We start from the raw sequence: 14,019 nt of genomic DNA, 5'->3' as shown, positions 1-14,019 counted from the left end.
AATCGTTTTTGAGATGGTAGCTTCACTTTATTTTCTATAAAACAAAAGCATTATATCACCAATAATTATAGATGTATAGAAAAAAATCTTTTTAAGGTGAGTATGTTTAATAGTTAGCCTCAACTAATGAATAGAGGAAGACAATTCCATTAAAATGAATAAATAGTGTATAATGCAGAGTGGCTATAATGAAGAATAAAATATTCTCTTTAAGATAGCATAATGAAACAAGAAGAAATGATAAATGAGGTGCAAAATGGAATATCAATATCCGTTAGATTATGATTGGTCAAATGAGGAAATGGTTACAATGGTGAAGTTTTATGAAGCGATTGAGAAAGCTTATGAAAAAGGAATTATAAGAGAAGAGTTAATGGGTTTATATCGTCGTTTTAAAGAGATTGTTCCATCGAAAGCAGAAGAAAAGAAAATTGATAAAGAATTTCAAGAGGTAAGTGGATACTCTATATATCGTGCTATTCAAAGGGCAAAAGAAGTCGAAGAACAAAAGCTTGTAAAAATGTAAAAAATATTTTGAAAAATAAAAACTGAAGTGATATAATGTGATAACAACTAAAAACGGACAATATAAATTGTCCGTTTTCTACTATCGATTACAAAGTGCATATAAAGGAAGGAGTGATTGCATCGTAGATTCAATCTTAGCAAGGAATTGTTCGTTGGTCATTGCTGAAAACTCCTCTGGTGATATATGAATACCAACTAATAATTCTGCTTTTTTTACAGTAGCTAATCGTTCAATCATCTTTTGTAAGTCTTCGGTTTCAAGTGTTTTATGTAATTTCACACTTGGTTTAGTATGGTCAATGGACCAAACGAAGTCATTTGGAATATTTGTTTTTAAATCATTTAAATGTTCTAAGAAGGCATGAGCCGTCTCAACTTTTTGTGGACACTCATAGATTAAACCAAAGTATATGAAGGCATGAGTACCCCATAAGCCGATTTGGAAATGCGGTAGCATTTTATATCCTCGTTTATTTGTTGAAAAAGCAACCCAAGTATCGTTTGGTGGATTGACTTTGCGGCGTGCGTGTTTTGCAACATGATAAAAAAAGTTCTCATCAGTTTGTTTGGATAAGTATTCTGCAAATTGTTCCCCTAAAGCTTCTAGCTTAGGATGAATGTTCGTTTTAATTGCACTCATTCGTTCTTCGAGACCATCAACTGTAAAGACATCAAAATCAGTTGACTTGAATGTTTGTATTGTCATGATTGTTCCTCCAACTCCTATTTTGCTTTTATTTTAGCATAGCTTGTACTATTCATAAAAAAAACAGCACAAAAAAATTTAAATAAAAAAATATAATTTTGTTGCATAGATGATTTATCCAACATAGTATAGTATAAAACAAAAAATCAGAAAATTGAATTAATTCTAGTCCGAGGGCAGACGAATATTGGGAGGAGGCAAATAATATGAGACAGGTGATTAATGCGTTAAAGAGAACAGATGCTGAAAAGAGAATACCGGTGCTACGTTTGGAGCTAGATTATGAATTAGCAACTTTATATGATGCGATGATGGAAGATGATAACCAGAAAAAAGAAGAGTGTGTACAAAAGTTAGAAGTGTTAAGACTTGAAATGATTCGTTTAGAAGCGTAATAATAGTATATGTATAAAAAATTAGTTGGTGCGAACCTTATAAAGGGTTCGTTTTTTCTGTGAACAGTATAGATCGGAGTGTTTAAACATGCAAGAAGTATGGAAAGACATCGATGCACACGCCAAACGGTGGATTCGGGATGCAGGAGAGCATTTAATGGCATCAATGAAAAAAGCACTTATTATAGAAACAAAATCAAATGCAGCTGACTTAGTTACAAATATGGACCGAGAGATAGAACAGTTTTTAATTGGGAAAATTAAAGAAACATTCCCGAATCATAATATTTTAGGAGAAGAGGGTTATGGAGACGAGATAACGTCTTCTGACGGGGTTGTTTGGTTAATTGATCCAATTGACGGCACGATGAACTTTGTTCATCAAAAAAGAAATTTTGCGATTTCAATTGGGATTTATGAGAACGGTATCGGAAAGATTGGACTTATATATGATCCAGTGCATGATGAACTATATCATGCAGTCAAGGGATCTGGAGCTTTTTGTAATGATATATCAATTCCTCCATTGGAAAAAGGAACTGTAGAGCAAGGTATTGTAGCTTTAAATGCGATATGGCTTACAGATAATCCATTGCTTAATATGGAAAGTATGATGGCACTTGTTAAGAAAGCAAGGGGCACAAGGTCATATGGCTGTGCAGCGTTAGAGATGGTATACGTTGCAACAGGAAGAATAGATGCATATGTAACGCCGAGATTATCACCATGGGATTTTGGCGGAGGGCAGATAATTGTAGAAGAAGTTGGAGGTAAGGTGACGACATTCTCTGGAGCGCCACTTTCTATCATAGAGAAGAGCAGTGTGTTAGTTGCAAAACCAGGAGTGTATGAAGAAGTGTTATCGTTTATATGAGAGCAACAAAAAAAGTAAGAGGCTGTGTATAAGCTTCTTACTTTTTAGCGTTATTGTGATTTGCGCATTTTTCTTTTTGTTACAAAACCGTATCCAACTGTAACAAATGTGCCGATAATGCAAATAATAATACCGATTGGACTATTTTCAGCAATCATAATGCCGATACCGATTAAGAAAATAACACCGATAATTGCAGTTAATAAAAAGCGATATTGAATGTGTTCCATTTCTTCACCCTCCAATCTCATTTTACTTTCACAAAAGTAAGAATACAACTATATTTTCATTCTTGCTTTTATTTTAATTGCTATTGTATCCCCTTCGCTCTTATAATAGAGAAGGATTAAAAAGACATTAGGAGTTGGACATGTTGAAAAAACGACAAGATTTACGTAATATAGCAATTATTGCCCACGTTGACCATGGTAAAACAACACTTGTTGACCAGTTATTACGTCAAGCGGGGACTTTCCGTGCGAACGAACACGTTGAAGAACGCGCAATGGATTCAAATGATCTAGAAAGAGAACGCGGTATTACAATTTTAGCGAAAAATACAGCGATTCACTATGAAGATAAAAGAATTAACATTTTAGATACACCTGGTCACGCTGACTTCGGTGGAGAAGTAGAACGTATCATGAAAATGGTCGATGGTGTTTTACTTGTTGTTGATGCATATGAAGGTTGTATGCCACAAACACGATTTGTTTTAAAGAAAGCTCTTGAGCAAAACTTAACTCCAATCGTAGTTGTAAACAAAATTGACCGTGACTTCGCTCGTCCAGATGAAGTAGTTGATGAAGTAATCGACTTATTCATTGAGCTTGGTGCAAACGAAGATCAATTAGAGTTCCCAGTTGTATTTGCATCAGCAATGAACGGAACAGCAAGCTTAGATTCAAATCCAGCAAATCAAGAAGAGAATATGAAATCATTATTCGATACAATTATCGAACATATTCCAGCACCAATTGATAACAGCGAAGAGCCACTTCAATTCCAAGTAGCACTTCTTGATTACAACGACTACGTTGGACGTATTGGAGTTGGTCGCGTATTCCGCGGTACAATGAAGGTTGGACAACAAGTTGCTTTAATGAAAGTAGACGGAAGCGTGAAGCAATTCCGCGTAACGAAATTATTCGGTTACATGGGATTAAAACGTCAAGAAATTGAAGAAGCAAAAGCAGGGGACTTAGTAGCCGTTTCTGGTATGGAAGACATTAACGTAGGTGAAACAGTATGTCCAGTTGAACATCAAGATGCGTTACCATTATTACGTATTGATGAGCCAACACTACAAATGACGTTCCTTGTAAATAACAGCCCATTTGCAGGTCGTGAAGGTAAATACATTACATCTCGTAAAATTGAAGAGCGTCTTCGTTCACAATTAGAAACAGATGTAAGTTTACGTGTAGATAATACAGATTCTCCTGATGCGTGGATCGTATCTGGACGTGGGGAACTACATTTATCTATCTTAATTGAAAACATGCGTCGTGAAGGTTATGAATTACAAGTATCTAAGCCAGAAGTAATCATTAAAGAAGTTGATGGCGTAAGATGTGAGCCTGTAGAGCGCGTACAAATCGATGTACCTGAAGAATACACTGGTTCTATTATGGAATCTATGGGTGCACGTAAAGGTGAAATGTTAGATATGGTGAATAACGGAAACGGTCAAGTTCGTCTTACTTTCATGGTTCCAGCACGTGGTTTAATTGGTTACACAACAGAATTCTTAACATTAACTCGTGGTTACGGTATTTTAAACCATACATTCGATTGCTACCAACCAGTACACGCTGGACAAGTTGGTGGACGTCGCCAAGGTGTTCTAGTTTCACTTGAAACAGGAAAAGCATCACAATACGGTATTATGCAAGTTGAAGACCGTGGTGTAATCTTCGTTGAACCAGGTACAGAAGTATATGCTGGTATGATTGTCGGAGAACACACTCGTGAGAACGACTTAACAGTTAACGTTGTGAAAATGAAACAACAAACTAACATTCGTTCTGCGACGAAAGATCAAACTTCAACAATGAAGAAACCACGCCTAATGACTTTAGAAGAATCATTAGAGTACTTAAACGATGACGAGTTCTGTGAAGTAACTCCAGAATCAATTCGTCTACGTAAAAAGATTCTTGATAAGAGTGAGCGCGAAAGAGCTGCTAAGAAAAAGAAATCTGTTGAAGCGTAAAAATAAAAAAACAACGCCCTTTATAAAGGGCGTTGTTTTTTTATTTTGTTTATTTTTTAGAATATTTACTCTTTTTTGTGGACAGTATTTTTTTTGCGAGTTACTCTTGTATTAAGTGTATAAAGAAAATTGCATTTTACTGCTAGGGGGGAAGAGTGTGTTAGAAAGGATGTCTTTTTTTGCAAAATTGTGTAAGGTAGATGAAAATCCAGAGTTAGGAATGTGGTTACTTTATGGGACGATTATTATATTAAGTGCTCTCGTTTATAATTTAGGGTTTGCTAGAAAGTTGTCTGTACTAAAAAATATTGTGATATACATATCATTAGCAATTGGATGCACAGTATTAACCTTTTTTGCTGTGTTTTTACCTGTTGGAGAAGGACTTGTTGTAGCGGCAATTGTACTTGGAATTTATAGACTGCGTTTGCGTCAAGCGAAACAACAAAAAGCAGGATAAGAAAGGGGAGTTTTCATGCGTTCAGTACAAGATGCACTATATAATTGGTTAACAATTAAAACAGTTGCGGAAGCACGTCCAGATGATAGTGCTGCAAAAGAAACATATTTGTTATTTCAAAATATGGTATATGAAGAACATAAATTAAGAAATGTGGAAGTCGAAAAGAACGAGGAAATGTATTTAATTACATATGAAATAAATGGAGAACGGAAATCTGCAAGGTTTCCGTTAGAAGCCATTGATTGTTTTTTGGATCAGATGAATCGTGAACCAGAAAAATATAAATAAGTCCTTATCTATATGAGTAAGGACTTATTTACATTTTACCAATCATCTTCGATTTTTTTATCACGATATAATCGGAAATTACCACTTGCATGACGTTCCATTGTACGCTCTGCAATTCGTTCCGAACATTCCATGCACATATATGTATGAATAGGGCGATTACGCAGTTTTTTTGCCATAGGATTTTCATCATCTAACATATCTTTTTTATCACAAATCATACATTTGACTCTCATTTCGTCACCTCAATACGAATTCTATCAGTATAAGTATATCATGGAAGTATAATGTTTTTGAATAATAGTGGGAAAAAATAATATTTTCGCAATTCAAAAAATAAGTTATGATAAGGATATACCAAGTATATTTGGAGGTGAAAATATGGCGAATGTAGTAGAGCCTACCTTAACAGAGGATTTAGTACAAACGTTGCGTAAAGAGTGTATTGTTATGATAGCAACGACAGATTTCGAAAAACAAGTTCCTAACGTAAGTGCTATTTCTTGGGTGTATGCAGTGAGTGAAACTAGTATTCGATTTGCAGTAGATCAACGTTCACGTATTGTGGAAAATATACGTCATAATACAGGTGTGGTATTGACTATAATGGCGAATGAATCCGTATTTTCTATAAGTGGTGCAGGTGAAATTTTGACAGATAGAATGGAAGGTATTTCTCTAAAATTAACTGTAATAGAAGTAAAGGTGCAAGAAGTGCGTGATGTTATGTTTTATGGAGCGAAACTTGCAATTGAACCAACATATGAAAAAACATATGATCTTCGGGCAGCGAAAAAGCTGGATAACGAAGTGTTAGTAGGGATAAGAGAATTATAAAGATGCTAAATAAGAAATTCGTTTATTCACTTTTGTAGTCGGTTATTGTGATTTAACGTTAATAATTATAATAAAAAGTAATATATTGAATAGAAATGAATAAAGAATAAATAAAAGGTTTAATGACTATGATTTTCGATTCTACCTCGTTTACACGGTACATATAATTATAACAATGGTTCGTCCATATTTTATGGATGAAACCCTTGTTCTACAAATTTAAAAGTGGAGTCAGGGGGTAACAGGTTGGATAAAATTTATGTGTTAGATACGAATGTACTTTTGCAGGATCCTTTATCTATTTTTTCATTTGAAACCAATGAAGTAGTGATTCCAGCAGTTGTATTAGAAGAGGTTGATTCGAAAAAACGTTATATGGATGAAGTAGGAAGAAACGCTCGTTATGTATCTAAGTTAATAGATAAATTTCGTGAAATAGGAAAGCTGCATGAAAGTATCCCGCTAGAAAACGGCGGAACATTTCGTATTGAATTGAACCATCGTTCATTTGTGCAACTACAAGATATTTTTGTAGAAAAAACAAATGATAATCGAATTTTAGCTGTAGCAAAAAATCTATCTTTAGAAGAACAGGAAAAAGAGGACGGGAAGTCTGTTATTTTAGTAAGTAAAGATGTACTCGTAAGGGTAAAAGCTGATGCAATTGGTTTGAAGGCTGAAGATTATTTAAGTGATCGCGTAATTGAAGTAGAAAATATATATTCTGGTTTTTTAGAAGGATATATATCAAAAGAACAATTGGATTATTTTTATGAGAAAGGTGAATTGCCTCTATCTGAAATTGCGAATCATCCTTTTTACCCAAATCAATTTGTAGTAATGAAAGATGCATTAGGGGGCTCTAGTTCTGCGCTTGGCATTGTGGATCACTTAGGGAAGAAGGTAAAGAAACTTATTTTTCACAATGAACAAGTGTGGGGGATACGACCACGAAACGTGCAGCAAATTATGGGATTAGAATTGTTGCTTCGTGAAGATATTCCGCTTGTAACGTTAACGGGGAAAGCCGGCACAGGAAAAACGTTACTTGCGTTAGCTTCGGGACTTATGCAAACAGAAGACTTAGGGTTATATAAAAAATTACTTGTGGCAAGACCAATTGTTCCAGTCGGAAAAGATATCGGTTATTTACCAGGAGAAAAAGAAGAAAAATTAAGACCATGGATGCAGCCAATTTTTGATAACCTAGAGTATTTATTTAATACGAAAAAGCCAGGAGAGTTAGATGCTATTTTAGCTGGAATGGGTTCGATTGAAGTAGAAGCCCTTACTTATATACGCGGGAGAAGTATTCCAGATCAGTTCATTATCATTGACGAAGCACAAAATTTAACAAAGCATGAAGTGAAGACGATATTAACTAGGGTAGGGGAAAAGAGTAAGATTGTATTGATGGGAGATCCTCAGCAAATTGATCACCCATATTTAGATGAATATAATAATGGCTTAACGTATGTTGTAGAGAAGTTTAAAGAACAGCGTATTAGTGGTCATGTGAAGTTTGTTAAAGGGGAGCGATCTAATTTAGCTCAACTAGCAGCAGATTTATTGTAAAAAGGAGTGAGCTTAAGCTCACTCCTTTTCTTTAAATAATTGTAAATTTACGGATGTTACGGATTGGATTTTGTTGATTAGATCCATCGTTGAAATAGAGATGAACAGGCCCGTCTTCTTTTAATGGTTTTCCTTCTTTTGAAAAGCCTAGTATAGCATTTTTGACAGTTTCTAATGGAAGTGTCATTGTATGATCTACCGTTTCAATTTCAACTTGCGTAGCGTCCTCTAAAATTTCAGCGTTAGCAAGGAATGGATGAAATGGTATACCAAATGTTCCAGTAATCAGCTGTTCTTTTTTATATTTCTTCACACTTTGTTGTATTGGAGGGAAAGCGGCACCATCACGGATTTCGCGATCCCAATGTTCTGAAGTGTTTTTTAAATAAGTTTCTAGTTCAGACGTGTTTTCTCTAGTTTCATCAAAGTAAGTTGTCAAATCTACTTTTCGATCATCAAAGATCCAAACAGTTGGATCAATAGTGATTGGAAAACGTACTTTTCCGTTAATAAATAAAATTTCGCTCATTGTTGTTCCCCCATTTGTGTTATACTCCCACTTTTCAGTATAATAGTATTAGACACTGTTGTCACAAAAAATGTTTCTATTGCAATTTATTAAAACTATCGCTAATATTAATAGATAGGATAGAGGAGAGTAGGACGGAAACGGAGGGAATCAATTTGGCGTCTGAGACAGTAGCAAATCATCAGGAAAAGGCACTAGCCCTTCTACAAGCGGATGCAGAGAAGATTTTAAGACTTATTAAGGTGCAAATGGACCATCTTACAATGCCGCAATGTCCATTATATGAAGAAGTGTTAGACACACAAATGTTTGGACTATCCCGCGAGGTCGATTTTGCAGTTCGCCTTGGTCTTATTGCAGAAGAACAAGGGAAAGCAATGTTAGGTGAGCTCGAACGTGAGTTATCTGCACTTCATGAAGCATTTACAAACAAACAACAATAACGGGTTCAAATAAGGGGGCTCAAACTAAATTAGTTTGAGCTTTTTATTTGTATAATAAAGCAGGAAGAATCAATGTACATATGGAATACAACAATAATTAAATTGAAACAGAAAGAGGAAATGAAATGAAAAAAGTATGGAAATCAATGGATTATTCATTGTTACTTCCTCTTGTTATCTTATGTGTGCTGGGAGTAATAATGGTATATAGTTCTAGTTCCATTGTTGCGATTTCGCGATTTGATAAACCAGCAAATTTCTTTTTTAAAAGACAATTAATTACTTTAGTTGTTGGGACAATAGTATTAATAATTATTGCTACTATCCCATATAAAGTTTGGAGAAAACGAATTTTTTTGTTGGGGAGTTACGGTGCTAGTGTTGCTTTATTAGCTGCAGCTGCCTTTTTCACTAAGTCAGTAAACGGTGCAAACGGATGGATATTTGGAATACAGCCTGCGGAATTTGTAAAGATAACGGTTATCCTCATATTAGCTCATTTTTTTGCGAAAAGACAAGAAACGAATACACCTGTTTTCAAAGGGTCAGGTCCAGTACTCATTGGTGTTGGTATAATCATGTTTTTAATATTAAAGCAAAATGATTTAGGTACTGATTTGTTAATTGCAGGAACAGTAGGAATTATGTTCCTTTGTTCGGGAGTACAGGTTAACTTATGGATTAAACGAATTGCTTTAACTTCTATAGTATGGATTCCGGCACTATATCTTCTTGGCAATTATGCATTAAATCCATATCAAAAGGCACGTTTTTCTGTTTTCCTTGATCCGTTTAATGATCCTCAAAAGGATGGATTCCAATTGGTGAATTCATTTATTGGAATTGCTTCTGGAGGGCTTAATGGTAGGGGATTAGGAAATAGTGTGCAAAAGTATGGTTATTTACCAGAACCACAAACGGATTTTATTATGGCAATTATATCGGAAGAACTTGGTTTTATAGGCGTAGCAATCATTTTGATTTGTTTATTGCTTATAATTATTCGATCATTTAGAGTCGCACAAAAGTGTACAGATCCATTTGGAAGTTTAATAGCTATCGGAATTGCAAGCTTGTTTGGAGTTCAAACGTTTATTAATGTTGGTGGTATGTCTGGAGTAATACCACTTACCGGAGTACCATTACCGTTTGTCAGTTACGGTGGTAGTTCTTTATTAGCTAATCTACTTGCGATGGGGATACTACTCAATATTGCTAGTCACGTGAAACGACAAGAGAAACAACAGAATGGATTAATGAAAGAAAAAGAACAAAATGGACCACATCTTGTAGTTGTAAAATAAAAACACATTGTGCTTTAGAGCATGATGTGTTTTTATTTTTAAGTAGTTTTAAATGTGATGTATTAATATATCTTTCGGTTAAACAATATATCACATTTAGTTTAATGTGATATACAATTAAGTTGTTAGAAAAGGAAGAGGTATGCTATACTATTTTTGTGAAACAAATTGCACAGAAAACTTATCATTTGTTAAAAAATAAGGTATGATGGATAAAAATAAAGTGAAGCTTTCTAAGTATAATATAATGTGGAAAGTGAAGAACTTCACGCTTTTTAAGGTGTGTATATATTTTATCTCTAGAGTGGTAGGAAAGTAGAGGGGGAAAATCATGACAAAGCTGCAACGTATTCAAAAAGTATTGGTAGCTAACCGTGGAGAGATTGCAATTCGTGTGTTTCGAGCTTGTTCGGAACTTGGATTAAAAACAGTTGCAATCTATTCTAAAGAGGATAGTGGTTCTTATCATCGCTATAAAGCCGATGAGTCCTATTTAGTTGGGGAAGGAAAAAAACCAATTGATGCTTATCTAGATATTGAAGGCATTATTGAGATTGCAAAAAGTAATCATGTAGATGCAATCCACCCTGGATATGGTTTCTTGTCAGAAAATATTCAATTCGCTAAACGTTGTGAAGAAGAAGGAATTATCTTTATCGGTCCGAAAAGTAAGCATTTAGATATGTTTGGAGATAAAGTGAAAGCAAGAACACAAGCGCAGCTAGCACAAATTCCAGTTATACCTGGTAGTGATGGTCCAGTAAATTCATTAGAAGAAGTCGAAAAATTTGCTGAAAAGTATGATTACCCGATTATTATTAAAGCATCCCTTGGGGGGGGCGGTCGTGGTATGCGTATTGTGCGTACTAGTGAGGAATTAGGAGAATCATATAATCGAGCGAAATCAGAAGCGAAAGCAGCCTTTGGTAATGATGAAGTTTACGTCGAAAAATTCGTTGAAAAACCTAAACATATAGAAGTACAAATTTTAGCAGATGAAGAAGGCAATGTTGTTCATTTATACGAGCGTGACTGTTCTGTACAACGTCGTCATCAAAAAGTTGTAGAAATTGCACCGAGTGTATCACTTTCAGATGATCTGCGTCAGCGTATTTGTGATGCTGCTGTGAAGTTAACGAAAAATGTAAATTATTTAAATGCAGGAACAGTAGAATTCCTTGTAAAAGATGATGAGTTTTACTTTATTGAAGTAAATCCACGTGTTCAAGTAGAACATACGATTACAGAAATGATTACGGGAGTAGATATTGTTCAATCACAAATTTTAATAGCTGATGGACATTCATTACATAGCAAAATGGTAGGTGTTCCGAAGCAAGAGGAAGTAGTTGTACATGGATTTGCAATTCAATCTCGTGTAACAACTGAAGATCCGCTAAATAATTTTATGCCGGATACAGGAAAAATTATGGCGTATCGATCAGGCGGTGGTTTTGGTGTACGTCTTGATACAGGAAATAGCTTCCAAGGTGCAGTTATTACACCGTACTACGATTCTTTACTTGTAAAAGTTACAACTTGGGCACTTACTTTTGAGCAAGCTGCTGCAAAAATGGAACGTAACTTAAAAGAATTCCGTATTCGTGGTATTAAAACAAATATTCCATTCCTAGAGAATGTAGTAAAACATAAAAACTTCTTATCAGGAGAATATGATACTTCATTTATCGATGCGTCACCTGAATTGTTCTTGTTCCCGAAACGTAAAGACCGTGGAACGAAAATGTTAAATTACATTGGTACAGTAACAGTAAATGGTTTCCCAGGAGTAGGTAAAAAAGAAAAACCAATATTCCCAGATGCTCGTATTCCATGTTTAAAACATTCAGAGCCAATCCAAAATGGAACGAAACAAATTTTGGACGAGCGTGGAGCAGACGGATTAGTAAAATGGGTACAGGATCAAAAACGTGTACTTTTAACGGATACAACATTCCGTGATGCACACCAGTCATTACTTGCAACTCGTATTCGTACAAAAGATTTACATCAAATTGCGGAGCCAACAGCGAGAATGTTACCGAACCTATTCTCAGCGGAAATGTGGGGCGGTGCAACGTTTGATGTTGCGTATCGTTTCTTAAAAGAAGATCCATGGGAACGATTACTAGATCTTCGTGAAAAAATGCCGAACGTTTTATTCCAAATGTTACTTCGTTCTTCAAACGCAGTTGGATACAAAAACTATCCAGATAATTTAATTCAAAAATTTGTGGAATGTTCTGCTCAAGCAGGCATTGATGTATTCCGTATTTTTGATAGCTTAAACTGGGTGGAAGGCATGAGAGTTGCAATTGACGCTGTACGAGACACTGGTAAAATTGCAGAAGCAACAATGTGCTACACAGGGGATATCCATGATCCACTGCGTAGTAAATATGATTTAAATTACTATAAAAATTTAGCAAAAGAGTTAGAAGCATCAGGAGCTCACATTTTAGGTATTAAAGATATGGCGGGCTTATTAAAACCAAATGCAGCATATGATTTAGTTTCTGCATTAAAAGAGACAGTGTCGATTCCGATTCACCTGCATACGCACGATACGAGTGGAAATGGTATATTAACGTATACGAAGGCAATTGAAGCGGGTGTTGATATCGTCGATGTAGCAGTGAGTTCTATGGCTGGTCAAACGTCACAACCAAGTGCGAACACGCTATACTATGCATTAGGTGGAAACGAAAGACAACCAGATGTTAATATAGATTCTTTAGAAAAACTATCTCATTATTGGGAAGATGTACGCAAATACTATGCACCGTTTGAAAGTGGTATGAATGCGCCTCATACAGAGGTATATATGCATGAAATGCCGGGTGGGCAGTATAGTAATCTTCAGCAACAAGCGAAGGCGGTTGGTTTAGGAGATCGCTTCGATGAAGTGAAAGTAATGTACCGCCGTGTGAATGACATGTTTGGAGATATTGTAAAAGTAACGCCATCATCAAAAGTTGTTGGTGATATGGCATTATTTATGGTTCAAAACCATCTGACAGAACAAGATGTTTTAGAGCGTGGACATGCTATGGACTTCCCAGGATCTGTTGTTGAAATGTTCTCTGGTGATTTAGGTCAACCGTACGGTGGTTTCCCGAAAGAATTACAAAAGATTATTTTAAAAGGGAAAGAGCCATTAACAGTAAGACCAGGTGAATTACTAGAGCCAGTAGATTTCGAAGCGTTAAAAGAAGAATTATTCCATAAACTTGGACGCGAAGTAACGATTTTTGATGTAGTTGCATATGCTTTATATCCAAAAGTATTTATGGATTATGAAAAAGTTGCTGAGCTTTATGGAAATGTATCTGTACTTGATACACCGACGTTCTTCTATGGTATGAGACTAGGTGAAGAAATTGATGTAGAAATTGAACAGGGTAAAACATTGATGGTTAAACTAGTATCAATTGGAGAACCTCAGCCGGATGGAAATCGTGTCCTTTACTTGGAATTTAACGGTCAACCACGTGAAATTATCGTGAAAGACGAGAGTGTAAAAGCAACAGTTGCACAACGTGTGAAAGGAAACCGTGAGAATCCAAATCATATTAGTGCAACGATGCCAGGAACGGTAATTAAAGTAGTTGTAAAAGAAGGCGATGAAGTGAAAAAAGGCGATTCTATGGCAATTACAGAAGCGATGAAAATGGAAACGACAGTTCAAGCGCCGTTCAATGGTAAAGTGAAGAAAGTATATGTTACCGATGGTGATGCGATTCAAACGGGTGATTTACTTATTGAATTAGATCACTAAAATAAAAAAAGAGCTGTGTAAAATACAGCTCTTTTTTTATTGCAAAAAATCCCTTGCCGAATTGGCAAGGGATTTTAGTTTTAA

15 protein-coding genes are annotated in these 14,019 nt (G+C 35.4%); 11 read left to right on the top strand and 4 right to left on the bottom strand.

The annotated features are described in order from the left end of the window. Nucleotides 1-256: 256 nt before the first annotated feature. Nucleotides 257-526: a UPF0223 family protein gene (locus ACTL4X_RS20060; RefSeq protein ID WP_000456562.1), complete on the top strand. Its 270-nt coding sequence runs from the start codon at nucleotides 257-259 to the stop codon at nucleotides 524-526. A gap of 81 nt (nucleotides 527-607) precedes the next feature. On the opposite strand, the gene ACTL4X_RS20055 is transcribed toward ACTL4X_RS20060, so the two are convergent. Further along, nucleotides 608-1,234: a YktB family protein gene (locus ACTL4X_RS20055; RefSeq protein WP_000155317.1), complete on the bottom strand. Its 627-nt coding sequence runs from the start codon at nucleotides 1,232-1,234 to the stop codon at nucleotides 608-610. Nucleotides 1,235-1,440: 206 nt separating this feature from the next. On the opposite strand from ACTL4X_RS20055, the gene ACTL4X_RS20050 reads away from it, so the two are divergent. Further along, a complete protein-coding gene (locus ACTL4X_RS20050) occupies nucleotides 1,441-1,629 on the top strand; it encodes a hypothetical protein (protein ID WP_001250165.1) in 189 nt (62 codons plus the stop codon). An 88-nt stretch (nucleotides 1,630-1,717) separates the two neighbouring features. Beyond that, entirely contained in the window at nucleotides 1,718-2,503 is a 786-nt protein-coding gene (locus tag ACTL4X_RS20045) for an inositol monophosphatase family protein (protein WP_001158701.1), read from the top strand. Between the two features lie 50 nt (nucleotides 2,504-2,553). Here the strand turns inward: ACTL4X_RS20045 and ACTL4X_RS20040 are convergent, their stop codons facing one another. Next, on the bottom strand, nucleotides 2,554-2,733 hold the full coding sequence (locus ACTL4X_RS20040) for a DUF5325 family protein (RefSeq protein WP_000400127.1): 180 nt from the start codon (nucleotides 2,731-2,733) through the stop codon (nucleotides 2,554-2,556). Nucleotides 2,734-2,873: 140 nt separating this feature from the next. Between ACTL4X_RS20040 and typA the strand changes: the two genes are divergently transcribed. The 3 genes from typA (at nucleotide 2,874) to ACTL4X_RS20025 (ending at nucleotide 5,469) form a co-directional block, all read left to right on the top strand. After that, a complete protein-coding gene (gene typA / locus ACTL4X_RS20035; RefSeq protein WP_000914762.1) occupies nucleotides 2,874-4,718 on the top strand; it encodes a translational GTPase TypA in 1,845 nt (614 codons plus the stop codon). Nucleotides 4,719-4,875: 157 nt separating this feature from the next. Continuing rightward, a complete protein-coding gene (locus ACTL4X_RS20030; protein ID WP_000893662.1) occupies nucleotides 4,876-5,178 on the top strand; it encodes a YlaH-like family protein in 303 nt (100 codons plus the stop codon). A 15-nt stretch (nucleotides 5,179-5,193) separates the two neighbouring features. Next, the gene (locus ACTL4X_RS20025) at nucleotides 5,194-5,469 is read left to right on the top strand and encodes a hypothetical protein (protein ID WP_001258151.1); all 276 of its coding nucleotides are present in this window, start codon (nucleotides 5,194-5,196) and stop codon (nucleotides 5,467-5,469) included. Between the two features lie 35 nt (nucleotides 5,470-5,504). Here ACTL4X_RS20025 and ACTL4X_RS20020 read toward each other — a convergent pair whose 3' ends face one another. Beyond that, on the bottom strand, nucleotides 5,505-5,705 hold the full coding sequence (locus ACTL4X_RS20020) for a YlaI family protein (protein ID WP_002082250.1): 201 nt from the start codon (nucleotides 5,703-5,705) through the stop codon (nucleotides 5,505-5,507). Nucleotides 5,706-5,850: 145 nt separating this feature from the next. Between ACTL4X_RS20020 and ACTL4X_RS20015 the strand changes: the two genes are divergently transcribed. Both ACTL4X_RS20015 and ACTL4X_RS20010 read left to right on the top strand, forming a co-directional pair. Next, nucleotides 5,851-6,306 (top strand): pyridoxamine 5'-phosphate oxidase family protein, encoded by a 456-nt coding sequence (locus tag ACTL4X_RS20015; RefSeq protein ID WP_000024593.1) that lies wholly within the window; start codon nucleotides 5,851-5,853, stop codon nucleotides 6,304-6,306. A gap of 246 nt (nucleotides 6,307-6,552) precedes the next feature. Continuing rightward, complete coding sequence (locus ACTL4X_RS20010; RefSeq protein ID WP_000358083.1) at nucleotides 6,553-7,881, top strand: PhoH family protein; 1,329 nt, start codon at nucleotides 6,553-6,555, stop codon at nucleotides 7,879-7,881. A 31-nt stretch (nucleotides 7,882-7,912) separates the two neighbouring features. On the opposite strand, the gene ACTL4X_RS20005 is transcribed toward ACTL4X_RS20010, so the two are convergent. Beyond that, nucleotides 7,913-8,410 (bottom strand): hypothetical protein, encoded by a 498-nt coding sequence (locus tag ACTL4X_RS20005; RefSeq protein WP_001289809.1) that lies wholly within the window; start codon nucleotides 8,408-8,410, stop codon nucleotides 7,913-7,915. Between the two features lie 155 nt (nucleotides 8,411-8,565). Between ACTL4X_RS20005 and ACTL4X_RS20000 the strand changes: the two genes are divergently transcribed. The 3 genes from ACTL4X_RS20000 to pyc all read left to right on the top strand — a co-directional run bounded on the left by ACTL4X_RS20000 (nucleotide 8,566) and on the right by pyc (nucleotide 13,935). After that, on the top strand, nucleotides 8,566-8,853 hold the full coding sequence (locus ACTL4X_RS20000; protein WP_000135694.1) for a YlaN family protein: 288 nt from the start codon (nucleotides 8,566-8,568) through the stop codon (nucleotides 8,851-8,853). A 125-nt stretch (nucleotides 8,854-8,978) separates the two neighbouring features. Next, a complete protein-coding gene (locus ACTL4X_RS19995; RefSeq protein WP_000758402.1) occupies nucleotides 8,979-10,157 on the top strand; it encodes an FtsW/RodA/SpoVE family cell cycle protein in 1,179 nt (392 codons plus the stop codon). 331 nt (nucleotides 10,158-10,488) lie between these two features. Beyond that, nucleotides 10,489-13,935 (top strand): pyruvate carboxylase, encoded by a 3,447-nt coding sequence (gene pyc, locus ACTL4X_RS19990; protein WP_441394945.1) that lies wholly within the window; start codon nucleotides 10,489-10,491, stop codon nucleotides 13,933-13,935. Nucleotides 13,936-14,019: the final 84 nt, after the last annotated feature.

The organism is Bacillus sp. RE35 (genome assembly GCF_052146655.1).
In the GTDB taxonomy this organism is placed as follows: Bacteria; Bacillota; Bacilli; order Bacillales; family Bacillaceae_G; genus Bacillus_A; species Bacillus_A cereus.
Note: the sequence above shows the minus strand (reverse complement) of the source record. Positions and strands in the feature narration are given on the sequence as shown.